18 protein-coding genes are annotated in these 26,788 nt (G+C 66.2%); 6 read left to right on the forward strand and 12 right to left on the reverse strand.

The features are described 5' to 3' along the window. Positions 1 to 20: 20 nt before the first annotated feature. Positions 21 to 1,472, forward strand: a complete 1,452-nt coding sequence (locus H4O10_RS00595; RefSeq protein ID WP_044570252.1) for a S41 family peptidase — start codon at positions 21 to 23, stop codon at positions 1,470 to 1,472. A gap of 58 nt (positions 1,473 to 1,530) precedes the next feature. Here H4O10_RS00595 and H4O10_RS00600 read toward each other — a convergent pair whose 3' ends face one another. The 7 genes from H4O10_RS00600 to H4O10_RS00630 all read right to left on the reverse strand — a co-directional run bounded on the left by H4O10_RS00600 (position 1,531) and on the right by H4O10_RS00630 (position 10,450). Then, positions 1,531 to 2,460 (reverse strand): DUF6708 domain-containing protein, encoded by a 930-nt coding sequence (locus H4O10_RS00600; RefSeq protein ID WP_012480341.1) that lies wholly within the window; start codon positions 2,458 to 2,460, stop codon positions 1,531 to 1,533. 62 nt (positions 2,461 to 2,522) lie between these two features. Beyond that, positions 2,523 to 3,542: a sugar kinase gene (locus H4O10_RS00605; protein ID WP_005409760.1), complete on the reverse strand. Its 1,020-nt coding sequence runs from the start codon at positions 3,540 to 3,542 to the stop codon at positions 2,523 to 2,525. 10 nt (positions 3,543 to 3,552) lie between these two features. Beyond that, a complete protein-coding gene (locus H4O10_RS00610; protein ID WP_012480340.1) occupies positions 3,553 to 4,740 on the reverse strand; it encodes a GDSL-type esterase/lipase family protein in 1,188 nt (395 codons plus the stop codon). Between the two features lie 21 nt (positions 4,741 to 4,761). After that, on the reverse strand, positions 4,762 to 5,514 hold the full coding sequence (locus H4O10_RS00615; RefSeq protein ID WP_005413520.1) for a glucose 1-dehydrogenase: 753 nt from the start codon (positions 5,512 to 5,514) through the stop codon (positions 4,762 to 4,764). 42 nt (positions 5,515 to 5,556) lie between these two features. After that, on the reverse strand, positions 5,557 to 6,861 hold the full coding sequence (locus H4O10_RS00620; RefSeq protein ID WP_024956790.1) for an MFS transporter: 1,305 nt from the start codon (positions 6,859 to 6,861) through the stop codon (positions 5,557 to 5,559). Beyond that, positions 6,858 to 9,086, reverse strand: a complete 2,229-nt coding sequence (locus H4O10_RS00625) for an oligoalginate lyase (protein ID WP_012480338.1) — start codon at positions 9,084 to 9,086, stop codon at positions 6,858 to 6,860. Before H4O10_RS00625 ends, H4O10_RS00620 begins: the two co-directional genes overlap by 4 nt. After that, on the reverse strand, positions 9,083 to 10,450 hold the full coding sequence (locus H4O10_RS00630; RefSeq protein WP_012480337.1) for a polysaccharide lyase 6 family protein: 1,368 nt from the start codon (positions 10,448 to 10,450) through the stop codon (positions 9,083 to 9,085). The genes H4O10_RS00625 and H4O10_RS00630 overlap by 4 nt, the downstream gene beginning before the upstream one ends. A gap of 313 nt (positions 10,451 to 10,763) precedes the next feature. Here H4O10_RS00630 and H4O10_RS00635 point away from each other — a divergent pair, with 313 nt between their 5' ends. The 4 genes from H4O10_RS00635 to H4O10_RS00650 all read left to right on the forward strand — a co-directional run bounded on the left by H4O10_RS00635 (position 10,764) and on the right by H4O10_RS00650 (position 17,200). Then, the gene (locus H4O10_RS00635) at positions 10,764 to 13,655 is read left to right on the forward strand and encodes a TonB-dependent receptor (protein WP_044570246.1); all 2,892 of its coding nucleotides are present in this window, start codon (positions 10,764 to 10,766) and stop codon (positions 13,653 to 13,655) included. Between the two features lie 102 nt (positions 13,656 to 13,757). Then, positions 13,758 to 14,501 carry a FadR/GntR family transcriptional regulator gene (locus tag H4O10_RS00640; protein ID WP_005409753.1) on the forward strand — a complete coding sequence of 248 codons (744 nt, stop codon included), beginning with the start codon at positions 13,758 to 13,760 and terminating at the stop codon, positions 14,499 to 14,501. Between the two features lie 117 nt (positions 14,502 to 14,618). After that, positions 14,619 to 16,385 carry a hypothetical protein gene (locus tag H4O10_RS00645; protein ID WP_012480335.1) on the forward strand — a complete coding sequence of 589 codons (1,767 nt, stop codon included), beginning with the start codon at positions 14,619 to 14,621 and terminating at the stop codon, positions 16,383 to 16,385. A gap of 215 nt (positions 16,386 to 16,600) precedes the next feature. Then, positions 16,601 to 17,200 (forward strand): NADPH-dependent FMN reductase, encoded by a 600-nt coding sequence (locus tag H4O10_RS00650; RefSeq protein ID WP_012480334.1) that lies wholly within the window; start codon positions 16,601 to 16,603, stop codon positions 17,198 to 17,200. A gap of 19 nt (positions 17,201 to 17,219) precedes the next feature. Here the strand turns inward: H4O10_RS00650 and H4O10_RS00655 are convergent, their stop codons facing one another. Next, positions 17,220 to 18,866, reverse strand: a complete 1,647-nt coding sequence (locus H4O10_RS00655) for a fatty acid--CoA ligase (protein ID WP_012480333.1) — start codon at positions 18,864 to 18,866, stop codon at positions 17,220 to 17,222. 129 nt (positions 18,867 to 18,995) lie between these two features. On the opposite strand from H4O10_RS00655, the gene H4O10_RS00660 reads away from it, so the two are divergent. Next, on the forward strand, positions 18,996 to 19,670 hold the full coding sequence (locus H4O10_RS00660) for a response regulator transcription factor (RefSeq protein ID WP_012480332.1): 675 nt from the start codon (positions 18,996 to 18,998) through the stop codon (positions 19,668 to 19,670). A gap of 4 nt (positions 19,671 to 19,674) precedes the next feature. Here the strand turns inward: H4O10_RS00660 and H4O10_RS00665 are convergent, their stop codons facing one another. Genes H4O10_RS00665 through H4O10_RS00680 form a run of 4 tightly spaced genes read right to left on the reverse strand, consistent with a single transcriptional unit; the run spans position 19,675 to position 26,623 of the window. After that, entirely contained in the window at positions 19,675 to 23,004 is a 3,330-nt protein-coding gene (locus H4O10_RS00665) for a PAS-domain containing protein (protein ID WP_012480331.1), read from the reverse strand. Between the two features lie 36 nt (positions 23,005 to 23,040). Further along, positions 23,041 to 23,517, reverse strand: a complete 477-nt coding sequence (locus H4O10_RS00670; protein WP_012480330.1) for a MaoC family dehydratase — start codon at positions 23,515 to 23,517, stop codon at positions 23,041 to 23,043. Continuing rightward, a complete protein-coding gene (locus H4O10_RS00675; RefSeq protein ID WP_012480329.1) occupies positions 23,514 to 24,392 on the reverse strand; it encodes an alpha/beta hydrolase in 879 nt (292 codons plus the stop codon). The genes H4O10_RS00670 and H4O10_RS00675 overlap by 4 nt, the downstream gene beginning before the upstream one ends. Positions 24,393 to 24,424: 32 nt before the next feature. Beyond that, positions 24,425 to 26,623: a TonB-dependent receptor gene (locus tag H4O10_RS00680; RefSeq protein WP_012480328.1), complete on the reverse strand. Its 2,199-nt coding sequence runs from the start codon at positions 26,621 to 26,623 to the stop codon at positions 24,425 to 24,427. Between the last annotated feature and the right edge of the window lie 165 nt (positions 26,624 to 26,788).

Raw genomic sequence — 26,788 nt, forward strand, 5'->3', positions numbered from 1 at the left:
TCCGGCAAAGGGATGAATCCATGATCATTGCAGGGCTGCTGCTCGGTGCGATGCTTGCGGCGCCCACCGCGCAAGGCGCGCCGAGCGACTGGTCGGACACGCTGTTGAAGGATCTGGACGCTGCCGACGCCGCCATGCGCGGCAGCCATCCGGGCGCCGTGGATCTGCGGAATCCCGGCTTCGTTCCGCAGCTGGAGGCTGCCTCGGCGCTTGCCCGCTCGCGCGCGCGCAACGTCGACAGCTTCGCAGGCTACTGGTGGGCGATGAAGGGTTACGCGGCCTCCTTCAATGACGGCCACGTCAGCCTCAACGCGCTTGCCGACGCTCCCGATCTTCCAACGCAGTGGCCGGGGTTCCTGACCGGTTTCGACGGTGATGCGCAGGTGGTCATGACCATGGACGGTGGCCCAGGCCATCCGCCACTTGGAGCACGATTGCTGTCCTGTGACGGCATCGATGCGCAGACACTGGCTGCGCGCCGGGTGGGTGGCTTCAGCGGGCGCTGGAACCTGCAGGCCAGCCGCATCCAGGGTGGCGGCGAAGTGCTGCTGGAGCAGGGCAATCCGTTCGTGCCCACGCTGCGCAGCTGCGTTTTTCAGGTGGATGGACACGAGAAGCCCTACGCGCTGCAGTGGCAGCCACTGCAGGCGGCACAGCGCAAGGCGCGCCTGGCCGATACCCGTCGCAGCTTCCGCCCGGCCAATGGCTGGCACATCATGCCCGATGGCGGCTACTGGATCACCACCAGCAGCTTCAATGCCGACCCTACGGAGCAGAACTTCAAGGAACTGACCGCGCTGCTCGAGCAGCTTGCTCCAAAAGCCGAAGCACTGCAGCAGGCACGGTTGGTCGTGCTGGATGTGCGTGGCAACAGTGGCGGTGCTTCGCAATGGAGCATCGAACTGGCGCGATTGATCTGGGGCCGTGCCGCCGTGGACGCGCTGTCCGATCCCAGCTGGGTGGAGTGGCGGACCTCCGAGGCCAACATCGCCCAGTTACGCGGCTTCCTGCAGAAGCTGGTGCAGGCGCCCGACGCGTCGCCAGAGCTGCGTCGCATGCTGGAATCGGTGACGACGGGCATGGCACGGGCACGCGGCCGGGGTGAGGCAGTGTGGCGCGAGCCATCCGAGGCCAGGGCAGATACAGCATCAATCGCGGGCCCGGCCGCACCGCTGCGCAAGGGCAGGGTGGTGGTCGTGGCCGATGCCTCCTGCGGCTCGGCCTGCCTCGATGCGCTGGATCTGTGGAAACGGCTGGGCGCAATGCAGGTCGGCGTCGAGACTTCGGCCGACAGCCTCTACATGGATGTCAGGCCGGAGCGGCTGCCGAGCGGCCTGGCCAGGATTTCCGTACCGATGAAGGTTTTCCGGGGGCGGGTGCGCGGTTCCAATGAACCGCATGTTCCGGATCGTCGCTATGACGGCGACATGCGGGACACACGCGCACTGGAAGCGTGGCTGCTGGCGCTGTGAGGATGCGCCTGCCCATGACGCGGGATTCCCACGTGCTGTTGCCGGACGCAACGCTGGGTCAGCGCAGGTCCGGTGGATTCATCGAAGCGTCGCGGACACAGGGATCACCGGCGTCCGGTGTCAGGCGCGCCTCGATGTCCGGTGGAAACCGCGGAATCCTGCTGGTCTGCATCACCACCCAGCGCATGATCGTGTGCAGGTAGTTGAGTGGCAGCATCGTGAGCCACATGAAACCCGGGAGCTGCGCGTCTTCGGCGAAGATGCGCTCCTTGCCGGACGCGAAGCTCTCGCGCTTGGCGTCCAGCGGCATGCAGCAGTGCACCGCGTCCACGACGGCTGCCGGTCCTTCTTCCATGTAGCGCCGCAGGAACTCCCAGTGGGAATGTGCGTTCTCGATGCGAGAGGTCGCGATGGAGAACGCGAACGTCTCCCGTACTGTGACGCCATCCGCGTCCAGGATCAGTCCGCGGACATCCCAGTTGTACCATCCGAAGGTTCCGGTTCCGCGGCCAAGCGTGAAATAGACCTGGTCCCAGGGCACGCTGAGGGTGGTGCCATCCAGCCGGAACACGTGTATCTGCCGGTGCTTGCGATCGAGCGCGATCGGATAGTAGGTCCAGCGGAACAGCTCTAGGCAAGCCACCCAGATGCTCGCTGCAGTGAAGGCGGCCAGCATCGCCATGCCGATGAATATCGCCTCCCACAGGCCATTTTCGTTGGGTAGCCTGTTCACGATCAGCAACCAGAGCAGCATCAGCATGCCGCCCAGCCCGAAGGCAATGCCGATCGCGCCCAGCAGGGCTGCAAAGCCACGCGCGGCGAACCAGCGATCCACCGAAACCAGGCCGTTCGAATTCATCTTCACCACGCACAGCTGCGCCAGCGGCACGACATCCAGCCGCTGCTTCTGCAGCAGGCGGTGCTCGCGATCAAACGCATTCAGTGGGCGGTTGTTGGGAAACTTGCGCGTGTATCCGGTGTAATCCATGGGCGATCCCTGCGCGATTCCAGCGCCCGTTGGATTCTAGCGGGATTCTCCCGGGGGTGGGATCAGCGACGAACGTCGAACGGGTGGCTCTCCATCAGTGCCCGGACTTCAGCTTCGCGGGCAGGGCTGAAGTCGCCGGGAATGGCGTGCTTCAACGCGCCCGCAGCCAGTCCGAAGCGGACGGTGCTTTCTGCGTCTAGACCGGACAGCAATCCGTGCAGGACGCCGGCGGCAAAGGCATCGCCACCGCCGATGCGATCAACGATGCCGGGCAGCGGCCTCGGAGCCGCCTGCGCGCGGGTTCCATCGCGTCCCAGCAGCAGCGCACCGAGCACGTGATGGTCTGCACTCACCACCTCGCGCTGGGTGCAGGACAGCCACCGCAGGTGCGGGAACGCGGCAAAGGCAGCGGCCGCAGCGGCCTCGGTTCGGGCGACCGCATCGTCCTGCGCGAAGTGCAGCCCCAGCACCAGTTCGATGTCCCGATGATCGGCAAAGACAATGTCGGCCTCGGCGAAGACCTCGCGCAGGATCGCCGCTGCGTCGCCATCCCAGCGTCGCCACAGTGAGGGACGATAATTGCCGTCGAAGGACACCTGCACACCGGCCGCGCGAGCCGCACGCACGGCACCCAGCACCGACTCGGCCACGTTGGCGCCCAGCGCCGGGCTCACGCCCGAGACATGCAGCAGGTGCGCGCCGGACAGCAGGGCAGGCCACGCATGGTCACTGGCATTGCTGTTTGCGAATGCAGAACCGGCCCGGTCATACACCACTTCACTGGCGCGCTGCACCGCACCGGTCGCCAGGAAGTACAGGCCCATGCGATCACCCTCCACTTCACGCACGGCGCCCACGCCCACGCCATGCCGCCGCAGCTCGGCCACAGCATGCCGGCCCAGCGCGTTACCGGGTACCGTGCTGACCATCTGCACATCGTGGCCCAGGCTGGCCAGCGAGACCGCCACATTGGCCTCGGCACCTCCCACATGAACCTGCAGCTGCGGCGTCTGCAGCAGCAGTTCACGACCGGGTGCACCCAGGCGCAGCAGCAACTCACCGAAACAAACGACGCGGCTCATCGGTTCTCTCTCACTCGGGGGTGGTGCAGCCCAGCATGCGCAGATCGATGGCATCGGCCATGCGCCGGTAGCCTTCGTCGTTGGGATGCAGATGGTCGCGGGTGATCTCGTTGGGCAACGATTCGGCTGCCTTCGGGTCACGCAGCGCGGCATCGAAATCGATGATGCCATCGAAGCCGCTGTTGCCGCCGCGTGCCCACTGGTTGATCGTGGTGCGGGTGGCGGCGGACACGGGCTCGTAGCGCTCGGAACCGCCGAACGGGGTCAACGTACCCAGCCAGGCGCGGATGCCGTGCGCATGCAGCCGCGCCGCAACCTGCTGATAGCCCAGCAGCATGTCCGCCGCACTGCGTCCAGGCAGCGGCTGCGCGCCACCACCGTGGCGGATGTCATTGATGCCTTCGAACAGGATCACCTGATCGGCGTCGGCCACCGCGATCACATCGCGATCCAATCGTGACAGCGCACTGTGGCTGCGGCCGTGGTCAAGCAGCTTGTTGCCGCTGATGCCCTGGTTGAGCACCACGAACCGGTTCGGGCAGGCCTGCTGCAGGCGCTGCGCCAATCGCTCCGGCCACTGGTTGAAGCTGCCGCGGCGTGCGGTGGCGCCTTCCGTGATGGAATCGCCCAGCGCCACGATTACCTGGGGACGATCATCACGCTGCACCATCACTGCCGAGAACACGTTCTGCTGGTAGCTCAGCCGCACGCTGTCGGCGACGGCTGTCTGCTTGCCATCTGCGACCCGCAGCTCGGTGCGGCGCACCGCGGGGCGGGTGGGCTGCGGGAAATAGGCACTCACGCTGATCTCCTGCAGCGCCGCCACCGGCATCCGCACCGGGTCGCTCAGCAGCGCGGCTCCGACCGGCACCTCGATGACCGCGCGGCCATCCACCGTTACCGGCAGCGGTGCGGCCTTGCCGTCCTTCACTCCCACACGCAGGTCCTCGACCCGCAAGGGCGTCGTGCCGAGCTCGTTGCTGATGCGCAGCCGCAGCGCATCGCCACGGCTGCCGATACGCATGTCCTGGCGCACGGTCTGTGCGGCGAACTGTACGGGTGCCTCGGACGTTCCGTCCTTGCGGTCGGGCGCGGGCGCGGCCGTCCAGGCAGTGACCCACACGGGTGCAGCCCACACGGCGGGCGCCGTCATGGCGGAGCAGAGCGTCAATGAAAACAGAAGTGTCCAGCGCTGCATGGGCAGGAGTCCGGTCAGGTGTCAGGAGAAGTAGGTGCCGCCGTTGACGTCCAGATTCGCGCCGGTGATGAACGCCGCCGCATCCGAGGCCAGGAACACCGCAGCGTCGGCGGCTTCGTCCGGCGCGCCCTGGCGGCGCAACGGGGTGGCGCCGGCAACGGCCGTGCGTACTTCCGGCTTGGTGAATTCATCGTGGAAGCGGGTGGCGATCATGCCGCAGCACAGCGCGTTCACCCGGATACCCTTCGGCCCCAGCTCCTTGGCCATGGCGCGGGTGAAGGTCATCACCGCCGCCTTGGCGGTGGCGTAGATCGATGCGCCCGGGCCGCCGCCATCACGACCTGCCTGCGAGGCGAAGTTGACGATGGCCGCGCCTTCGCGCATGTGCGGCACCACCGCGTGGGTGGTGAGGTAGGTCGAGGTCAGGTTCAGGTCCATCACGGTGTGGAAGAACACCGGGTCGATGTCGGCCAGCGGCCGGCGCTGCACCATGCCACCGGCCACGTTCACCAGCAGGTCGATGCGCTCGCCGAACGCGGCCTGTGCCGCAGCGACCAGGCCGGCGACGGCCGTGGCATCGGTGACGTCGGCGCGATGCACCATGGCCTGGCCACCGGCCGCCTGGATCCGTGCCAGCGTTTCCTGGGCACTGGCCTCGTCATTGGCGTAGTTGATGCAGACGCGTGCACCGGCGGCAGCCAGCTTGATCGAAACGGCGCGACCGATATCGCGGCCACCGCCGGTGACAATGGCCACCTTGTCCTGGAACGACATGCGGAAAACTCCTTGGTTTGCGGGGGGATGAAAAACGTGGGCTCAACCGCCGCGGCGGTCGAGCTTCCGGATAGGGCCGGTCCACCACCACAGCGCGGCCAGCGACAGCGGCACCAGGGCGGCAACGAGGATGAAGATCGGGGCATAGGAGTGGCGGGTCAGCACCGGCACCAGCCAGGTGGTGATCAAGGTGCCGGCCACGGCGGCCAGGCCACCCAGGCCTGCCAGCGTGCCCACCGAGCGGCCGTCGAACAGGTCGCCCGGCAGGGTCTGGATGTTGCCGATGGCCACCTGGAAGCCGAACAGCACCGCAGCGATTGCCAGCACCGCCAGCAGCGGCTGGTTGGCCAGCACGGCACCCAGCAGGGCAGGAGCCATGACCACGCAGCCCAGCGTGATGGACAGCTTGCGGGCGCGGTCCACGCTGTGCCCGGCGCGGATCAGGCGCCCGGACAACCAGCCACCACTCAGGCTGCCCAGCATCGCGCCGACAAACGGAACCCAGGCGAACAGGCCGATCTGCTTGATGTCGAAGCCGAAGGTTTCAGCCAGGTAGATCGGCAGCCAGGACACGAACAGCCACCAGATCGGGTCCAGCAGGAAGCGGCAGGCGAGCATGCCCCAGCTCTGCCGGTGGGCCAGCAGCTCACGAACGCTGGCCTTCGGCGCCACCACCGCCTGTTGCCCGGCCTGGTCTTCCTGGATCAGCCGGCGCTCGGCATCGCTCACCCACGGGTGCTTGTCCGGGCCGGCGCGGTAGACAAACAGCCATGGCAGCAGCCACAGGAAACCGATTGCACCGACCAGCACGAAGGTGCCGCGCCAGCCCAGCCACAGGTACAAGCCGGCGATGGCCGGTGCGGACACGATCGCGCCGATCGACGCACCCGCGTTGAACACGCCTTGCGCCAATGCGCGCTCGCGCGCCGGGAACCACTCGGCATTGGCCTTCACCGCGCCCGGCCACGCGCCTGCTTCGCTGATGCCGAGCATCGCCCGCACCAGGCTGAAGGACAGCATCGAATGGGTGATCGAGTGCAGGGCGATGGAGATCGACCACACGCTGATCGACAGGGCGAAACCCAGGCGCGTGCCGATCATGTCGAACAGGCGGCCGAACAGGAACTGGCCGGCGGCGTAGAACAGCATGAACACCGTCACCAGCAGGGCGTAGTCATCCTTGGTCGCGCCCACTTCCCTGGCGATTTCCGGCCACATCACCGCCAGTGCGTTGCGGTCGATGTAGTTGATGACCGTGGCCACGGCAATCAGGCCCACGATCAGCCAGCGCACGGCTGAACGCACCGGCACCTTGCGCAGCTTGGCCACCACCGCAGGGCCGTTCATTTGCCGTCACCCTTGCTGCGGTCCAGGCGCGCATGGCTGCCGTTCCAGCGGTAGACGTGGCCGTCGACGGTCACGCTGTGCTCGCTCGTGGTGGCGCTGTTATCGGCGACACCCAAGGCGATGCGTGCACCGCTGGCCAGGCGCAGCTCGATCACCTCGGCATCGCTGCCGCGGGTACGCACGATCTCCCTGATGCGGCTGTCGGCGCCATGCACGTACTCGGCGGTGCCGTTGTACTCGCCATGCGGCTCCAGCACGCTGAAGAAGGTGACGTCCTTCTGGCCGTCCACGCGCTGCAGCAGGGCAGGCTCGCGGCGCAGGTTGAATTCCGGATCGTTCGCGCCGCTTTCCACCAGCAGCGCCTGCGCCGGCGCACTGCTGCCGAAGCGGTAGGTGTAGAAGCGCCCGTCCAGCAGCCACGCCAGCGACCGCGGCTCGCTGCCGGGTTTGCTGCGTGCATCCAGCCACAGGTGCTGGTAGCCGTTGTCCTTGCCCAGAACCGGGCGCTGGCTGGGGAAGTGCTCGGCCTCGAAGCCGGTGGTGACGATGTGGCCGTTGAAGTGCAGCGGCAGGTCGTAGCGCGCGGCCTTGTCGCCGTGCACCTGCAGCAGGTCCAGCACCACCGGCAAGCCCAGGTCGGGGTGGCGCAGCAGCGCCTGGGTGCGGGTGAACGCCACGCCGGGATAGGCATCGCGCATCGTTGCCGAGGCAATCTGGGTATCGGCATCGGCCTGGAAGAAGCGCACTTGCGGGGCATGCGCCTCGCCACGCTTCCAGTTGCCGTTGAAGTGGCTCTGCTCGTCCACCACCAGGGTGTTGTGGGCCACGGTCTGCTTGGCCCAGCTGCGGTTCTCGGCCAGGTAGATGCCACCGCGCTTGGCTTCCACGTTGAGGAAGCGGGCGGCGCCGTAATCGGTCACCACCGGGTTGCCGTTGTCGTAGAACAGCCAGTTGAGCTTGTCGAAGTGGCCGTGTCCCATGCCCTGCATCGTGTCCTTCTGCACCAGTGCCTGGCCGCGTTCGCCGTTCATGCGCAGGATCGCCAGGCCGCCGCGGTCGCCGTCGGGGCCATCGCGCAGCAGCATCGGGTGGTAGTCGAAGGGCTTGGCCTTGTTGGCGGCCAGTGCCTGCGCCACCTGCAGGCCTTCGGGTGACAACAGCAGGCGCTTCTGCTGCTCGGCCACCGACAGCAGGCGGTCATCACCGGTGCGCGCATAGGCGATGCCGATGCCGGCCACCAGCTCTTCGGTGTCGATGCCCTTGTCCAGGATCGCATCGTTGATCGGGAAGAACAGGCCGCCATAGCTGGACTGCACCAGCACATCCACCGCCTTCAGCAGCACGCCATCGCGACGCGCGAAGATCTTCCGCTGCGGCTCATTGCGTTCGATGGCGTTGGCGAACAGCAGGAACGGCGCCAGTGCATAGCGCTGGTAGTAGGGGCCTTCCTCGTAGTAGCCATCGGGCGAGAACAGCAGGTCGATCTGCCGCAGGAAGCCGAACTTGTCGTCCTTCTGGCTGCCGCGCAGGGACTTCTCCACCAGTTCCTGGTCGCGCAGCACGTAGCCGGTCATGCCGGTGGCGGCCACCGCCCACGTGGCGTGGTTATGGATCTGGTCGTAGTTCTTCGGTTCGCTGACGAGGAACTCGGCCATCGGCCGGAACACCTTCGATTCGATGGTGTTGCGGTCCTCGGCGGACAGCGCGTCACGGATCGCGTCATAGCCCTGGATGGCGTTGACCAGCCACACCGAATCGTTGAGCACCTGCCAGAACACGCGGCCGGGAATCTGGCCGCGACCCTCCGGGTGCGGGCCCAGCGTGGGGTAAAGCTGGGCGTACTGCAGCAGCATGTCGCGCGCGTAGTCCACGTAGGCCCTGTCGCCGGTCAACCGGTACAGCGTGCCCGCCGCCAACAGTGCCTGGTAGTTGCGCTTGTGCTGTTCATGGGTGCGCCCGCCGCCCTTGTCCCTGGGCACCGGCACGTCGATGCCGGCCTTCATCATCTTCTTCAGTGTTGCCTCGGTGCGCGCCTGCTCCTTGGCGAACCACGGGTAGCGGCGGCCTTCGCTGGCCATCTGCTGCCACTGCGCAGCGGTGACCAGCACCGGCGCGGTGTCGGCCTGCCGCGCGGCGGCAGCGGGCGCTGCGGACAGCGACGCGGTCGGCAGCAGGGCGCAGGGGGCGGCCAGGGCCAGGGAAACGAACAGCGGCTGCAACCTCATCGATCAACTCCATTGCGGGTGCGTGACAGGGCAACTTCGCCCACCTTGGGATACCAGTCGACGCCGGTCGCCTCGCGCGCGGTCATCGCCAGGGCAGGATCGGCGCCCACGGCGGGCAGGGCAGGCGTGGCCACCCACAATCCGCTGGCAGCCTGCTGCAGGCTGACGCCACGGCCCTCTACGCCACCCGGGAACACGGTGCTGGCTGCCGGCGACTGCACGTTGCCGCTGAAGTCGATGCCGGCCAGCGAACTGGCGGCATTCGGCGGGTTCCTGCTGCTGCGGTTGACGATCAGGTTGCCGGTGAAGCGGCTGCTGCTGGCGGCGACCAGGATGCCTTTGGCTTCATCGTGGCCGACGCCGAAACTGATCTTCGCCACGTCCACGAAGGTGTTGCGATTGATCGTGGCATTCACCACCGGCGCATAGCCGGACAGCGGAGGACTGGCCTGCGCATCCATCACCGCCAGTGCCGAGCGGTTGCTGGACCCGGCCAGCCGCTCGAAGTAGTTGTTGCTGACGGTCTGGTCGGCGTTGATGATGCGTACGCCGCCGGTGCCGGCCTTGTCATCGCCGAGGAAGACGTTGTCGATCACCCGGTTGCCGTTGCCATGGCGCAGGGTCAACGCGCCGGCCGAACGGTAGAACACGTTGCCGCGGTAGGTGTTGCCGCCGGACTTGTTGCTGATGATCTCGGTCTCGCCGTCGCAGCCTTCGAACCAGTTGTTCTCCACCGTGCTGTTGGAATCGCTCAGTGAGCTGTCGCTGGTGCCGACGCGGATCGTTTCGCCCCCGTTGACGCCCAGCGCCGGGCGCGGCCCGAACCAGTTGTGGTCGATACGGTGCTGGTTGTCCAGGCCCTGGGTGGCATCGCGCACCACCACCACGGTCGGCCCGGCGTTGGTCTTGCCGCGCAACTGGCTGTGATCCAACCGGTTGTTGCTGCCATACAGCGATACCCAGTAGTCCTGGTCGCTGGCATCCGGGTTGGTGTAGTCATCGATCACCAGGCCGGTGACGCGGCTGTTGCTGGCGACTGCCTTGCTCGACTCGCGGAACGCCACCACCGCATCACCCGGCGCATAGCCGTTGCGGAACACCAGGTTGGACACCTGCAGGTAGTTCCCGGCCAGGCGCAGGTCCGAGCGTCCGCTGAGGACGACCTTGCCGGCGGTCTGCGCGCGCAGCACGATCGGTGCGGCTGCCGTGCCCTGACCCTTAAGCAGCAGCCGGGCATCGGTCCAGGTGCCGTCAGCCAGCACGATCTCATCGCCAGGCTGCAGCGCCGAGGCGGCGGTAGTGAACTCCGCGACATCGTGGACGAGCCAGCTGGCTGCACTTGCTGCTGAAGTGGTCAGGCACATTGCCAGACCAGTGGTCAGGCAAAACAGCCATGAATCATTGGATCGGTGACGCGCCAGCGAGTGAATGCGCATGAAATCCTTCCAGGGACGGCCGGGCCGTCGTTTCAGGGTGGGCCTGCATACCACTTTCGGGTCTGTTGTAAGCCAGCTTTCGCGCAAAGTCATGCTGCATGAGCACATTAAATTGCGATCAAGTGGTATGGATCAAAGGCATTTGAACAATCGCATACCAATTGGTTGACATTTTCATGTCGCCGTGCCGAAGCTGCGTCCCACGCCTGGCATGCAGGCGATCCTTTGGGAGGAGGAAACCATGCGGCGACCCGCCGGAGCAGTGCACAGCATCTCGTTGTCCCCCACACCCCTGATCGTGGCGCTGCTCGCCGTGCTGGCGGGGCTGCCCACGGCCCAGGCGCAATCCGGCAAGGACGCGGCAGGGCAGGATCCCACCACGCTGGACCAGGTGCAGGTCACCGGCATCCGCGAATCGATGCAGAGTTCGATCAACAAGAAGCGCGATGACACGGTCATTGCCGACGTGCTCTCGGCCGATGACATCGGCGACCTGCCGGCGCCTTCGCTGGCCGATGCGATCGAGACCCTGACCGGCGCCGCTTCGACCCGCGACAAGACCGGCGCCTCGGAAATCTCCATCCGTGGCCTGGGCGCCTTCCTCAGCAGCACCAACTTCAATGGCCGCGAGATCACCAACGGCAGCGGCGACCGCTCGGTGAACTTCAACATGTTCCCCGCCGAGCTGATCAATACGGTGGCCATCTACAAGACCCAGCGCGCCGACATCATCGAAGGCGGCGTGGCTGGCACCATCGGCCTGGAAACAGTGCGCCCACTGGAGTACGGCAAGCGTGCGGCGCAGCTGGACCTGCGCGGCAGCTGGGCCGAGTATGACAAGAAGTACCGCGACGACGACGGCATCGGCTATCGCGGCACCGCCAGCTACATCGACCAGTTCGAGTTCGGCAACGGGCAGAAGCTGGGCATCTCGCTGGGCTTCCAGCGCCTGGATGGCACCGACCCGGAAGAGAGCATCACCAGCGGTTCCACCTGGTATGCCTGCGATGGCACGCAGAACGTGGGCAATGCCAACTGCAATGAAGTGTCCGCGCAGGCCATCGCCAACGGCGCGCCGTACTACCTGGTGCCAAGCAGCCGCATCTACCGGCTCAAGCAGGAGCGCAACGACCGGCAGAGCGAGTTCGCCGCATTGCAGTGGCGGCCCAATGACGTAGTTGAAGTGAACCTCGACTTCGAACACACCGAGCGCAACTGGTACGAGAACCGCAGCGACCTGAGCCTGTCCAACGCCCGCCGTGGCATCACCCGGCGCGAGGTGGACGAGGACGGCATCGTGCGCCACCTGCATGGGAGCACCTCGATTGATTCCACTTCAAACCGCTACTGGCGTGGCGAGGAGTACACCGGGGGTGGCCTGAACCTGATCCTGCGACCGACCCCGGCCTGGGAACTGTCCACCGATCTTTCGTACTCGCACACCAATCGCCTCGACAGCGAGCGCATGACCCGCCTGCGTGCCAACCAGCGCGACGTCAACAATGCCATCGTGCCGGGCATCAGCAGTGGTGCCACCGGCTACGTGGACTATGACTGGGACTGGCACGGCGAAGTGCCCAGTGTTGCGCTGGCGCCGAACTTCGACCCCAACAACTGGGACGCCTACACCGGCGCGGCGCGCGTCACCTCCAGCGCAACGGAGAACGACCACAGGATCAAGGCCGGCCGCTTCGATGCCAGCTTCATGCCCGAGTCCGGTTTCTTTACCCGCATCAAGGGTGGCGTGCGTGCCAGCCAGGCTGACTACCGTCTGCGCGACAACACCCTGGTAACCGACTACGACCAGCGCGTGGCGGCCGACAAGGCGAAGATCATCGCCGCCAACCGGGCCTGCCGCGCGCCGTTCCCGCAGGATGACTTCATGGATGCCGCCAGCGGCAACACGATCTCCTCGTGGGCGTACTTCGATCCGAACTGCCTGTACCAGTCGTTCCGTGGCAGCCTCGACAGTGGGTTGGATCCGGGTTTCCAGGATCCGAACAATGTCGATATCACCGAGAAGACACGCGCGCTCTATCTGATGGGGGAGTTCAGCAGCAGCCTGTTCGGCTTGCCGGTGACCGGCAACCTCGGCCTGCGCTGGGTCAAGACCGACGTTCGCTCCGAAGGCGTGCGTACCGGGCTGCGTATCGAGGACAATGGTGACGGCACGATACGCCTGCAACCCACCGGCGAGTACAGCACGCAGGTGTTCAAGGCGGGCAACGACAAGCTGCTGCCCAGCCTCAACGCGGCCTTCGAACTGCGCCCGGACGTGTTGCTGCGGGTCGGTGCATACCGCGCGATGTCGCGGCCGGACATCGCCGCGCTGGGTGCCGGGCGCACCATCAACGTGAGCAGTGATGCCACCTACGGCAATCTGGCCGACGCGCTGGATGACATCAGCGCCAGCGGCAACCCCGCCGCGCAGCCGCTGATGTCCTGGAACGGCGACCTGTCACTGGAGTGGTACCCGAACCCGGACACGATGCTGGCCGGCGCGGTGTACTGGAAGCAGTTCAACGGCGGCACCGCCACTGCGCTGGTGCCGGAGACCTACACCATCGACGGCCAGAGCGTGACCGTGCCGGTACGCCAGCAGGTAACCACCGACGAGGACAGCACGCTGACCGGCTTCGAGCTGACCGCCACCCATCGACTGTCGTACCTGCCCAAGCCGTTCGACGGACTGGGCTTCAAGGTCAGTTACAACTACGCCGATGCCGACTACCGGACCCAGGACTCGCGACTGGGCGAGCAGCTGGCCAGTGACGGCACGATCATTCCGGCGATCGTGCCGCCGGCGGGCCTCAGCGGCTTCTCGCGGCACGTCCTGTCCGGCTCGATCTACTGGGACGTCGGGCGCTTCAACATCCAGGCCATCGGCAAGTTCCGCTCGCACTACTACCAGGACTTCACCGGCAACACCGCGCAGCAGAACCGCTACTACGATGACAACACCAGCGTGGACCTGCGCCTGCGCTACCGGGTGAACAAGCAGTTGTCGCTGTCGCTGGAGTTGATGAACCTGACCAACGAGCCGCGCGTGGCCTACCAGCCGCTTTATGGGAACTTCCGCGAAGTGGTGACCTACGGGCGGCGTGCGTATTTCGGTGTACGATACAAGTTCTGAACAGGGCGGCGCGGCCAGTGGTCGCGCCGTCGCTCCAACCGGACCCTTGCCGGCCGCGGTGGCAGGGCAGGGACCGGGAAGGAATCGCCAAGGGTCAGCCGCATGTCCGCCAACCGCCTTTACCAGACCATCGCTGCCAAGCTCCGCAAGCTGATCGAGGACGGCGAATTTCCGCCGGGCTCGCGGCTGCCGGGCGAGCGTGAGCTGGCCGAACGGTTCGGTGTCAGCCGGGTCACCATCCGCGAAGCCGAGATCGCACTGGAAGCACAGGGCTGGATCGCCATCCGCATCGGATCGGGCGTGCATGTGAAGCCGCGCCCGACGCAGGCGCCCGGCGGGCTGCCGGATGTCAGCGCCTTCGACCTCACCGCTGCCCGCGCGGTATTCGAGGCCGAGGCCGCCGCTCTGGCGGCAAGCAATCTGGATGATGCCGGCATTGCCGAGCTGCAGGCGCTGGCCGAAGCGCTGTGCCGTCGCGACCTGAGCGACGCGGAAGCCGGCGAGTACGACCGCCGTTTCCACCTGGCCATCGCACGGCTTTCCGGCAACCCGGTGGTGGAGTTCTTCGTGCAGCAGATCTGGCGCATGCGCAGCGAACTGCCGCGGGTAACCGAGGTCTACGCACGGGTCTGCCATGATGATGGCGCCAGCCGTGCCGACGAGCACATGGCGATCTTCGAGGCCCTGCGCGCGCGCGATCCGGTGGCCGCGCGCAATGCGATGCGCCATCACTTCCAGCGCCTGTTCGAGGCCATGCTGCAGGCGACCGAAAGCCAGGCGCTGGAGGAGATCCGCCGCCGCACGCAGCAGGACCGCGAACGGTTCATGGCCACGACGCGTATCTGAGTAACGGCGTTTCCAGGGCCGCCGGGGCGGGTCAGGACGCTGTGACGTGCGGGGAATCATCCTTGCCGGTGCCGACGAGCGCGAAGTAAGCTCTGCTTCGTCGACGAGGGGGACACCATGTACGCAAGGATCGCGGCAGCTGCGCTGCTGTGTATGACGGCCCTGCCTGCGTCGAGCGCCAACCGCGGCTCGACGGTGATGGAGGATTACGCGGCGGCGCTGAATGCCCGCGGGCAGATTCTGCAGTTGGATACCGGTGATATGTTCGGGGAAAGGATCGGGCTGTTTACCGGCTCGGTGGAATTTCTGCAGACCGACGTCGACCTGCCGGGCAACAGTGCGCTGGAGGTGGGCATCAAGCGGCGCTTGGTTGCAGGTGCGCAGGGCCGGCAGGGATTGGGCATGTTCGGGGTGTGGGACCTGGCCCTGCCCAGGGTGCATGGAACGTTCAGCACCCAGGGGGGATGGAAGAATTACGTGGTGGCCGAGCCGCTCAACCGCTGTTCGAAGTTCACCCCGCCTCCAACCGAGATCGTCACGGTGAAGGCACAGACGCCGACAGGGCCGGGGACATTCACCGAGTACTTCAACTCCGACGAGTTCTGGCATGGAACGCAGCTCTACCTGCCAGAGACCGGTGACGAGGATCTACTCGCGCAAAGCAACGAATGGCCGGTGCCGAGTACAGGCCATGCCTACCCGATGCGAACCAAGAGCGGCAATGTCATCCGCTGCGTCGCCATGGACGATGGGGCGGGTGAGGGCTTCGAAGTCACGACGCCTGCCGGCATCACCTATACGCTCAATCATATGGCCAGCCTTGGCAGCGGACCGCCATTGATCAAGAAGGGATACTCGCGGGGAAACTTCGGCTCGGTTACGGAGTTCGAGTTCGTTCTTTTCCGGCAGGAGTTCCATATTCTTCCGACCAGTGCCCGAGACCGGTTTGGAAATTCGGTGACCTACACGTGGGATCCGGCAAATCCACGGCAGTTGCTGCGCATCGCAGCCAACGATGGCCGCACCGTCGATCTCGAATGGACGGCTGGATCGCCCAGCACGCTGCCAAGCGAAGTGAGCGCGGTCCGTGCGGGCGGGAGGACGTGGACCTACGGTACGGTGGTGGGTGGCTACAAGGTCACCTTCCCGGACCAGTCCTACTGGCAGACTACGGGGTTCAACGTAGGCACCATGGGTGCCGGTGCCGTTCCCGCAGAGCGGGGTTTCTGCCGGAATCCGGGTGTGGTGACCTACGGCCATTCCGGTTCGATCCGCCATCCCAGTGGTGCAGTGGCGAAGTATCGCTTCGAGCCGACGCTGCATGGCCGCTCGTGGGCGCGTTATGGCTGCAATATGCCCGACAGCACCGGTAGCGGGTTCCTTGACTCGATCGAATACACGCCCGCCAGGTACTACACGTGGTCGCTGGTTTCCAGGACAGTCACCGGGCCGGGCATCGACCAGCCTTTTACGTGGGCCTACAGTTACGGCCCGGCCAACGGGTGCTATGCCGACGGCAGCAAGGAACTGTGCCAGGCCAATTCGCCGGCCACTAAGTGGGTGGACGTCAAGGATGCAGAGGGTGTCACCACCCGGCACACCTTTGGCAATCGATTCAATGTGGACGAAGGCTATCTGCTTTCCTCGGTCCAGCCGGGCCGCGCCACCACCCTCAGCTATCAGCTTGACGCTTCCGGCAGCTATCCGGCATTGGCCGGGCGACCGGCATATCAGCGTGCCAGCGGAATCATCGCAGCCAAGCAGATACCGTTGTTGCAGAAGGTCATCGAGCAGGATGGCGTACGCTACATCTGGAAGGTCAATACGTTCGACAGCATGGCACGACCTGTGTCCATCACTGAAGCCAGCCAGCCCGTGCAGTAGGCGTACGATGTGGCAGGACAGGGGCCGCAACGCGGGCAGTGGCACGTGCTGGATCGCCCTGCCGTGCCCTGTTCGCCCTGGAAGAGCGAGCAGCAGGGACGAAGGCACTACACCGCCGGAACCGAGATCCTCTGCAGATCCAGTCTGGCCCTGGCCCACCCGCGTTGTCGATGCCTGGCCCGTGACCCCGCACCGACTCATTCCAGGAATCCCGCATGTCCGACACCCCTCCACCGCTGAACATCCTGGCGTTTGCCGGCAGCCTGCGCAGCAACAGTTACAACCGGCGCCTGGTCAGGGCTGCAGCAGGCGCCGCGCCTGCGGGCCTGCTGCTGACCGTGCATGACACCATCGCCGATATTCCGCTGTTCGACGAAGACCTGGAAGCCGCCGACCCGGCCGGCCCTGCCGGGGTCAAGCGCCTGCGCACGGCCATTGCGGCCGCTGACGGCGTGCTGATCGCCACGCCGGAGTACAGCCAGTCACTGCCCGGCGTACTCAAGAACACGCTTGATTGGCTGTCCCGCGACGATGCCGAGTACCGCACGGTCCTTTCGGCCAAGCCGGTGGCGATCATCGGCGCTACGCCGGGTCACTGGGGCACCAAACTGGCACAGTCGCAGCTGCGCCATACACTGACCGCCATGGGCGCATTGACCATGGCCTCGCCACAGCTCTATGTGGCCGAAGCAGCGGCCGCCTACGACGATGACGCGGAAGATTTCGACGCGGCGACGCGCAAGCGCCTGCAGCGCTTCCTGGAGGGATTCCAGAGCTGGGTCCAGCTGCTGCAGGGTGGGGCGTCGCGCGCTTGAACGGTGCCGGCAGAGGCCGTCATCGCCCGCCGGTGCCAAGGACTGGATCATGCAGCCCGCGCAGCTTCTTCTTGTTGATCTTGCCCACGCTGGTCCGCTCGATTGCATCCACGAAGCTCACGCGCTCCGGGATCGCATAGCGTGAGATGTCTCCGGAACGGCTGCGCGCCGCGACCAGTTCGATGATCTCCGCTTCGGCCACATGGCTTCCCGGCTTCGTGACCACCAGTGGCAATGGCCGCTCGCCCCATTTCGTGTCGGCGATACCGATCACCGCGACCTCGCTGACCGCCGGGTGCAGCGCGATGATGTCTTCCAGCGCGAGCGAGGAGATCCATTCGCCCCCGGTCTTGATCACGTCCTTGATGCGGTCGGTGACACGCAGGTAGCCAGCTTCGTCGATGTTGCCGATGTCGCCGGTGTGCAGGTAGCCGCCCGCCCACAGCGTTGCCGAAGCCTCGGGATCGTGCAGGTAGCCCTGGGTCAGCCAGGGGGCGCGCGCCACCACTTCACCGGTGGCGACGCCATCGTGGACGACATCGCCCATGTCCGGGTCGACGATGCGCAGGTCCACCAGCGGCACCGGAATGCCGGCCTTGGTGCGCAGTGACAGCACCTCGTCGGCATCGGTCACGCTGTCCACGTCGATCTGGGCGATGGTGAGCAGAGGGCAGGTCTCGGACATGCCATAGCCGCCGAAGATGTCGATGCCCCGCGCCAGTGCGCGCTGCGCCAGGGCACGGGGCAGCGCGGCACCGCCGATGATCACCTTCCAGCCCTCCAGGTCGGTCTGCGCGGCGTCCGGGTGCTCCAGCAGCATGTGCAGGATGGTTGGCACGCAGTGCGAGAAGGTCACCTTTTCGCGGGCGATCAACGCCAGCAGTTTCGCAGGCAGGTAGCGCCCCGGATAGACCTGCCTGATGCCCATCGCGGTAGCCACGTAGGGCAGGCCCCACGCGTGCACATGGAACATCGGGGTGATGGGCATGTAGACATCGTCACGATGCAGGCGGCCCTGGCGGGGCGCGCCGCCGAGCGCGGCCATCGCCGCCAGCGAATGCAGCACCAGCTGCCGGTGGCTGAAATAGACCCCCTTGGGCAATCCGGTGGTTCCGGTGGTGTAGAACACCGTGGCACGGGCATTCTCGTCGAAGTCCGGAAAGCGGACGACCGGCGTGGCACCGCGCAACCCCGCTTCGTACTCGGTGGCGAAGCCTGGCGGCGGCGGGCCACCGGCGTCGTCCAGCAGGATGCGCGTGCGCAGGTCCGGCAGCTGCTCGTCGATGGCGTCCAGCAGTGGCAGGAACTCGCGATTGGCCAGGATCACCCGCGCGCCGCTGTGGTTCAGCGTGTACGCGATCTGCTCGGGGGCCAGGCGCACGTTCACCATCATCAGCACCGCACCGATCATCGGAACCGCGAAGTAGGCCTCCAGGTAGCGGTTGCTGTCCCAGTCCATCACCGCCACCGTGTCGCCGTGGCCGACGCCCAGCGAGGTCAACAGGCCGGCCAGCTGGCCGATGCGCGCCTGCAGGGTGCGGTAATCGAATCGGAGCTGGTCGCCATAGACGATTTCCTGTTCAGGACTCACCGCCAGCGGCATCAGCAGCAGCTGCTTGATCAGCAGTGGATAGGCATGGGCATCGGGAGTGGGGGCGGATGACATGGCATTTCCTCGTGGGCGGCGTTGCGGTCGCCGGCCTTCTCCGCACCACACTATCAAGCCCTTCCTGCTGTACCAGCGTACCTAGGTACCTGTTCCCGCGCGCAGCCGATTTGATAATCTCGCCAGGACATGCCAACCCTGCTCATCGCCGATGATCACCCCTTGTTCCGTGCGGCACTGCATCGCGCGGCGGAAGAGGCGGTCGCCGATCTGCAGATCAGCGAGGCGGATTCACTGGACAGCGTGCTGGAGGCGATCGAGAACCAGTCGATCGACCTGATGCTGCTGGACCTGCATATGCCGGGCAATCATGGGCTGGCCGGCCTCGCCACCATTCGCGCACTTCAGCCAGGTCTGGCGATCATCATCGTCTCGGCCAATGAAGAGCCGCAGGTGATCCGGCGCGCCATCGACCTCGGCGCCGCGGGCTACCTGCCCAAGAGCTCGGGTTTGAACGAGCTGCAGTCCGCGCTGCAGTCCGTGCTGGAGGGCGAACGCTGGATCCCGGCGCTGCTGCGCGAGCCGGTGGCGCGGGTAGCGCCGTTCAGCAGGGATGCCGACCTCGCCGCGCGCCTGGCCAGCCTGTCCGCACATCAATACAAAGTGCTGGGGCTGGTGGCCGAGGGCCTGCTCAACAAGCAGATTGCCGACCGGCTGGGCGTACAGCTGCGCACGGTCAAGGCGCACATGACACGCATCATGGAGCGGCTGGGCGTACGCAACCGCGCGCAGGCCATCCGCGTGCTGCACGAAATGGGGTTGGCCGATCCGTCCCGGCTGATCGAAGCGCTGCCCGAGCGCTGAACGGTCAGCGCGTGGCAGTGGCCGCCAGCAGGTGGTTGATCGCCCAGCGCAACGCCAACGGCTTGAACGGCTTGTTGAGCAGGGATAGCCCAGCGCCGCGCACCGCCTCGCGTGTATCGCTGCCGGTATCCGCACTGAGGATCACCGTCGGCCGCGGTCCATGCATGTCCGCAAGCCGCTGCCACAGCGCAACACCGGTATCGCCGTCATCCAGGTGATAGTCGAACAGCCACAGCGCCGCCTCGTGCGCTGAGGGCCCGATGGCATCGGCGCTGCCTGCCGCGATGACGTCGCAGCCCCAGGAAAGCAGCAGTTGCCGCATCGCCTCCAGCGCGTCCGGGTCGTTGTCCACTGCCAGTATGCGGATACCCTTGAGGGCGTTGCTGCCACCCGTCGGTGCCGAACTGCGCAGGGTCACTGGCGGTGCTGCGCGTTGCACGCTGATCGAGAAGGCCGAGCCGTGCCCGGGCACGCTGCGCAGGTGCAAGGGTGCATGCAGCAGATCGGCGATGCGGTGGGCGATGGTCAAGCCCAGTCCCAGTCCTTGGCCGTTGCTGCGGTCGACCCGGTGGAACTCCTCGAACACCACCGCCTGCTGCTCCTGAGCAATGCCGGGGCCGGTGTCATGCACGCCGATCATCAGTGCCTGCCCCTGGCGGCGCACACCCAGCAACACACCGCCATGGCGGGTGTAGCGGATGGCATTGGCCAGGAAGTTCTGCAGCACCCGGCGCAGCAGCAGGGGATCGCTATGGACCCAGGCCTGGCTCCGCACATGGCGGAACTGCAGGCCGCGCGCCGTCGCCAGCACCGCGAACTCCTGCGCGAGCGGATCCAGCACCGTCGACAGCGCGAACGGGCGCGGATCGGCCACCAACCCACCGGCTTCCAGTCGCGAAATATCAAGCAGGCCGGACAGCAGGTCATCGGTGGAATCCAGTGCGCCGCGGATCTGCCGCAGGAAACTGTCGAGGAACTCGGATTCGATGTGCTGCGACATCGCCTCGGTCAGCAGCTGGGCCGCATGCAGGGGCTGGATGAGGTCATGGCCGACCGCCGTCAGGAAGCGGGTTTTCGCCGCGTTCGCGCGCTCGGCCTCCTGCACCGCCTGCTGCAGCCTCGCGGTGCGGTCCTGTACGCGGCGTTCCAGCGTTTCATTGCTGCGCTTGAGCGCATCCTCCGCGCGACGGAACGCCGTGACATCGGTGAAGGTGGCTACATAGCCGCCACCCGGCATCGGGTTGCCGCGGATCTCGACGATGGTGTCATCGGGAAATATCCGTTCCGACAGGTGTGGCGTGCCACGGCGCATATGCGCGACGCGGCGCTGCAACGCCCTGGTGGGCGTGTCGCCGGGGCCATCGCCGATCTTCAGCTGCCCCAGTGCCCACGCCGTGAGGTTGACCACCGGCTGCCCGACCTGCAGCAGCTCCGGCGGGAACTTGAACAGCGCGGCGTAGCGGCTGTTCCAGGCCACCAGCTGCAGCTGCGCATCGACCACGCTGATGCCCTGGCTCATGTTCTCCAGCGCAGCTTCCAGCAGGCGCTGGTTGAAGCGCAGCACCTGGGTAGCTTCGCCGACGGCGCGGGTCACCGCATCCAGCGGCGCGGCGCCGCCCTCGCGTGCGGCTTCGACCAGCAGCCGTGCCATGCCTGCGCCCACCACGGCGGTCAGCTCACGCTCGACGGCGGTGACCCGGTCGTCATCCAGCATCTGCCCGGCGTGGCCCTCCAGCAGCTGGCGCGCACGCTCCTGGCCAAGGAAGCGTCCGGCGGTCCTGCGCAGGGACGCCGCAGCCACCGCATCCCGCCGCCGCGGCAATGACGGACGCACGGCCCGCGACACCAGGGCCACGGTCAGCAGGTTGATCGCCAGGCTGGCCCCCATGCTGATGGCGATATGGCCCGGCTGCACGCGCAGCGAGACCACCGACAACCAGTGCAGCCCGTCGGCGCCGACCGACGGCGTCGCGGCCGGGATCACCATCGGCAGCAGTACCAGCCACAGCCAGGCCAATGAGCCCAGCACGATGCCGGCGATGATGGCCGCGGAGGGCGTACGTGGGCGATACACCGCCAGCAGCACAGCCGGTGCCAGCTGCGAGAGGGCGGTGAAGGACATCAGGCCGAAATCGCTGAGTGCCTCGGTGTCGCTCATCGCGCGGCTGTACAGCCACGACATCAGGAACACGGCGAGGATGCCGGCACGGCGGAACGCCAGCACGCGCGGGCGCAGATCGGCATTGGCCACGCCGCCCCCGATGCCACCGAGCAGGCGCGAACCGAATCCATGGTTGCCAAGCATGATCGACAGCGTCAGCCCGGACAGGATCATCATGCCGGTGGCCGCGCTCAGGCTGCCCAGATAGGCCAGCAGCGCCAGCAGATGATGGCCGCCGGCCTGCGGCAGCGCCAGCACGTACAGGTCAGGCGATACCGAGGCCGGCAGCTGCGCGGCGCCGGCCAATGCCATCGGCACCGACGGCAGGCCGATCAGCAGCAGGTAGACCGGGAACATCCAGCGTGCCGTCTTCAGGTCCGATGTCTGGCGAAGCTCGACCACGCCAACATGGAACTGGTGCGGCAGGGTGAACGCGGAGATCGCCCCCAGCGCGACCATGGTGAGATAGTCCGGCACGATGGCCGGTGGTGGCAGCTGCGCCATCTTCTCCAGCAGCGGTGTGCCGGCCTTGTGTACGGACAACGCCGCATACAGGCCAATGGCCAGCAGCGCCACCAGCTTCAATACGGACTCCAGGCCCAGCGCGACCACGATGCCGCGGTTGGGCTCGGTGGCCGAGGCCTTGCGTGCACCGAACAGCAGGGTGAACGCGGCCATCGTCAGCGCGAACCAGAACGACATGTCCAGCTGCGCACCGGCAGGCGCGAACCCATCACCCAGCAGGGTGCCCAGCCCCTGGCTGACGGCTTTCAGCTGCAGTGCGATGTACGGAATGATGCCGAACAGCGCCACCAGGGTGATGGTGAAGCCGAGGCCGCGATCGGCACGCAGTCGTGCAACGACCAGATCGGCGATGGTGGCACTGTTGTGCTGCTTGGCCAGCCGCCCGAGACGGAGCAGGAACGGCAGGCCGAACGCGAAGATCAGCGCCATGCCGGCCAGGGTTGGTGGAATGGGGAAACCCCATTGCCGCCCCTGCGAGGCCGCACCGTAGTAGGTCCACGCGGTGCAGTGCACGGCCAGCGACAGTGCATAGATGAGCGGCCATGCCTTCGAAAGCCGGTGCCCCCGGCGCTCGCCCCACAGCGCCACGCCAAACAGCAGTGCGGTCCATGCAATGCAGGCGAAGAGGACGATGGAGGGCGTCAACATCGCTCCAGTGTAGGGAGAGAATCGGGCGGGGTGGTGCTAGGGCGTGATCACGATCAGTGACAGCTGCTCAGCGACCAGTGCCAGCTCGCCATCGGCGACCCGCTCGACGGCCTTGCGCTGGATCAGCAGCCACTGGCCGGGCTGGCGCGCATCCAGTGACACCAGCTGCGAGCGTACCCGCACCTCGGACCCGCTCGGCACTGGCGCCAGGAAGCGGACCTTGTTCAAGCCGTAGTTGAGCACATGGGCGATGCCGGGGAAGCCGGCCAGGGCGGCCACATCGTCCTCCACCGTCAGCGAGAGCAGCAGGAAGCCGTGTGCGATGGTACGCCCGCCCGGCATCTGCGCCTGTGCCCGCGCTGGATCGACATGGATCCAGTTGTGGTCGCCGGTCGCGTCGGCAAAGGCATCGATGCGCGCCTGGTCCAGGCAGGTCACGCCACTCAGCCGCTCACTGGCGGCCCACTGCTGCACCGCCTGCAGGGCGGGAGGCAGGTCGCTGTCCGCACTCACACCACACGCTCCAGCAAGGCAAGGATCGCGTCACGCGCCTCTGGTTCGGACAGCATCGGAGCGTGGCCGACATCGGGCACTTCCACCAGACGGGCACTTTCCGAGGTGGCCGCCATCTGCCGCGCCACATCGGCCGGCAGGATGTCGGACAGCGCGCCGCGCACCACCAGCACCGGCACCCGGGCGGTCAGCCCGCGAACCGCACGCCACAGCAGGGGACGCAACAGCCACAGCAGCCATGGCCGGGTGGTGCGGATCACTGCCGGGTCGTAGTCCAGTTCCAGCAGGCCATCGCTGCGCGGGCGGAAGGTGCGCACCGCCATCTGCCGCCAGTCGTCGGCGCTGAAGCGAGGGAACGCAGCCTTGCCGATGGATTCCACGTAGGCCGTGGCCTGCACCAGGTCCATCGGCGGTACCGGCTTGCCGGCATACTTGCCGATCCGTGCCAGCGCCTCACGCGGCACCCTGGGGCCGGCATCGTTGAGCACCGCGCCCGCGATCCGCTCCGGCGCGCGCGAAGCGAGGGTGATGGTCACCAGCACGCCCAGTGAGGTGCCGACGAACACCGCCTTGTCGATGTTCTGCGCGCGCAGCAGCGCGACCATGTCATCCGCGTAGGCACGTGGGTTGTAGCTGGACGGGTCATATGCGCGTTCCGACCCTGCACGACCGCGCAGGTCGACCGCGATCACGCGCCAGCCCTCGGCGGTGAGTACATCGGCCAGCGCGTCGAAATCGGCGCCATTGCGGGTCAGTCCTGGAATGCAGACCACCGTGCCACGCGCTGCCTGCTCCGCATCGGGTGCATGGTCGCGCGCGTGCAGGCGCAATCCATCATTGCTGTTCCAGTACAGGTCGTCGTAAGACTGCGTCATGCAGGAGCTTCCTGAAGATCGTAACGGATGCGCTAGAAATCGTAACGGACGCTGAGGCCATATTGGCGCGGCGGGCCATAGAAGCCAATCAGCGTGCCGACTGCAGGAATGTTGTAGCCAGTAGTGCGGTATTCCTTGTCGGCCAGGTTGGTGCCCTGCAACGAGAAGGTCCACGCATCATCCAGGCGCCAGATGACGCCGGCATTGACCAGCCCGTAACCCTGCTGGCGGATCACCGGGCTGAGGTCGGTGGTCGGCCACACTTCGCTCTGGTAGCTGTAGCTCACGCGTGCCGACAAATTGCTGCCGTTGGCCAGGTCGGTGCGGTATTCCACGTTGAACGCACCGGAGAATTCCGGCGCATTGGTGAACTTCATCTGCCTGGCCACGTTGATGCCGCGGTCCATGTACTCGTCGTATCTGGTATCCAGCCACGCCAGGTTGCCGGAAATCAGCCAGTGCTGGTTGGGCAGGTACTGATACTCGACCTCCAGGCCTTTGACGGTACCGGCCCCGGCATTGGTGAAATCGCCGAAGAAGGAATCATCGATGCCATCGCCATTGGTATCCAGGCCGGTGAACACCGACAGCTGGATGTCCTTGTACTTGTTGTAGAACGCTGACAGGTTCAGGAACAGGCGCTGGTCGAGGAAGGCCATCTTGCTGCCGACCTCATAGCTGTCCACGGTCTCGTCATCGAACGGCTCCGCCGAGCGCGGTACCGCCACCGCGTTGGCGCGGATGTTGTAGCCGCCGGACTTGAAGCCACGCGTCGCCAGGCCATAGACCATGATGTCCGGAGTGATCTGGTAGTCCAGCGAGACCTTGGGCGAGACGTTCCTGAAATTGGTCTTCTTGTCGAAATCGGCGGTCACCGCCACCGGCCGGCTGAAGCCCGGGTCGGCGTAGAGGCGGTTGAGCACGATCGCGCGCTTGTCCTCGTCGGTGTAGCGGGCGCCGACATCGAGCTTCAGTCTGCTGGTCAGGTCGAAGGTCCAGTCCGCGTACAGCGCGATGCTGTCGGTCAGCACCTTGCCCTGGTTGTCGGCAAACTGGGCACTGAAGTAGTTGTTCTGGATCTGCCCGCCAGCCTCGCCACTGAACTGGTACAGGCCGACCACACCGCGCACCCGGCCGCCAGCATCGTAGTTCAACTGCACTTCGTTGCTGACCTGGTCGTCGTGGTAGGTGCCACCCACGTCGGCGAGCTTGACCGGGGCGGTATCGAAGTCGATGTTGGCCTCGCTGTCCGATTCACGCTTGGCGACCACGTATTTCAGCGCGATGTCTTCGTTCGGCCGCCAGTTCACCGTGGCCGAGGCGCCCTTGCTCTCCACGTTGTTGAGGTTGCGCATGCCCGAGCGGATGTCATAGCGGCTGTCCATCGGCGGGTAGGCGCGCAGGAACGGATTGGGTGCCAGCATCTTCGAGCCGCGCATGCCGGACTGATCGTCGATCCAGTCCAGTGCGAACTGCACGTCGAAGTCGTCGCCCGCATACGCGCCCAGGTTCAGGCGTGCCGCGTTGATCTGCTTGTCGCTGACCGGCTGGCCGTTGAAGGTGTTCTCGCCAAACCCGTCGTGGTTCATGCTGGCCACCGCCACACGGGCGCGCAGGCCACTGTCGGCACCGCCGATCGGGCCGCCGATGGCCGCCTTCGCATCCAGCTGGCTGTCGTTGCCCACGGTGATCTGGGCGAAGCCCTCGGTCTGGGTCGGCAGGCCGCGCGAGATGTACTTGATCGCGCCGCCGATGGTGTTCTTGCCGTAGAGCGTGCCCTGCGGGCCGCGCAGCACCTCGATGCGCGAGACGTCGAAAACGTCCAGCAGCGCGCCCTGCGGACGTGCGATGTAGACGTCATCCAAGTAGATGCCAACACCCGGATCGGCGCCCCAGGTGGGATCGGACTGGCCGATGCCACGGATGTAGGCGGTGACCGTGCTGCTGGCGCCGCGGGCGGCGTAGATGGTCAGGTTGGGCACCTGCGCATCCAGGTCGCTGATGTCCTGGACATTCATCTTGTCCAGCGCTTCGGAGGTAAATGCGGTAACCGCTACCGGGACCTCCTGCAGGGTTTCCTCGCGCTTGCGCGCGGTGACCTTGATGCTGTCCAGGTTGGTGGGTGATGCAGTGCTGGCCGCCGTCGGCGTGGCCTGGGGCGTTTCCTGTGCCAGTACCGGCCCGGAGGCCAGCAATGCGCCGATCATGAGACTCAGGCAATTCCGTTTCATTCGGTCATCCCCCAGGCAGCTGCTTGCAGATGGCCCATTGCCATCCTGCAGCCAAGGCTAGCGGTGTCATCACGCAGCGGCGAGTGGACCTAGGTCCAGTCGGCAGCGGCCACTGGATGCGGATACTGGGCGCGCCCCCAGCCGGAAGCGCGTCCCGGTACCACT

Origin of the sequence: Stenotrophomonas sp. I18B00994 (assembly GCF_014145825.1) — a bacterium.
Taxonomy (GTDB): domain Bacteria; phylum Pseudomonadota; class Gammaproteobacteria; order Xanthomonadales; family Xanthomonadaceae; genus Stenotrophomonas; species Stenotrophomonas maltophilia.

Coding starts and splice junctions, on each gene's coding strand:
- H4O10_RS00595 (WP_044570252.1), top strand. CDS start 21: ATGATCATTGCAGGGCTGCTGCTCGGTGCGATGCTTGCGGCGCCCACC.
- H4O10_RS00600 (WP_012480341.1), bottom strand. CDS start 2,460: ATGGATTACACCGGATACACGCGCAAGTTTCCCAACAACCGCCCACTG.
- H4O10_RS00605 (WP_005409760.1), bottom strand. CDS start 3,542: ATGAGCCGCGTCGTTTGTTTCGGTGAGTTGCTGCTGCGCCTGGGTGCA.
- H4O10_RS00610 (WP_012480340.1), bottom strand. CDS start 4,740: ATGCAGCGCTGGACACTTCTGTTTTCATTGACGCTCTGCTCCGCCATG.
- H4O10_RS00615 (WP_005413520.1), bottom strand. CDS start 5,514: ATGTCGTTCCAGGACAAGGTGGCCATTGTCACCGGCGGTGGCCGCGAT.
- H4O10_RS00620 (WP_024956790.1), bottom strand. CDS start 6,861: ATGAACGGCCCTGCGGTGGTGGCCAAGCTGCGCAAGGTGCCGGTGCGT.
- H4O10_RS00625 (WP_012480338.1), bottom strand. CDS start 9,086: ATGAGGTTGCAGCCGCTGTTCGTTTCCCTGGCCCTGGCCGCCCCCTGC.
- H4O10_RS00630 (WP_012480337.1), bottom strand. CDS start 10,450: ATGTGCCTGACCACTTCAGCAGCAAGTGCAGCCAGCTGGCTCGTCCAC.
- H4O10_RS00635 (WP_044570246.1), top strand. CDS start 10,764: ATGCGGCGACCCGCCGGAGCAGTGCACAGCATCTCGTTGTCCCCCACA.
- H4O10_RS00640 (WP_005409753.1), top strand. CDS start 13,758: ATGTCCGCCAACCGCCTTTACCAGACCATCGCTGCCAAGCTCCGCAAG.
- H4O10_RS00645 (WP_012480335.1), top strand. CDS start 14,619: ATGTACGCAAGGATCGCGGCAGCTGCGCTGCTGTGTATGACGGCCCTG.
- H4O10_RS00650 (WP_012480334.1), top strand. CDS start 16,601: ATGTCCGACACCCCTCCACCGCTGAACATCCTGGCGTTTGCCGGCAGC.
- H4O10_RS00655 (WP_012480333.1), bottom strand. CDS start 18,866: ATGTCATCCGCCCCCACTCCCGATGCCCATGCCTATCCACTGCTGATC.
- H4O10_RS00660 (WP_012480332.1), top strand. CDS start 18,996: ATGCCAACCCTGCTCATCGCCGATGATCACCCCTTGTTCCGTGCGGCA.
- H4O10_RS00665 (WP_012480331.1), bottom strand. CDS start 23,004: ATGTTGACGCCCTCCATCGTCCTCTTCGCCTGCATTGCATGGACCGCA.
- H4O10_RS00675 (WP_012480329.1), bottom strand. CDS start 24,392: ATGACGCAGTCTTACGACGACCTGTACTGGAACAGCAATGATGGATTG.
- H4O10_RS00680 (WP_012480328.1), bottom strand. CDS start 26,623: ATGAAACGGAATTGCCTGAGTCTCATGATCGGCGCATTGCTGGCCTCC.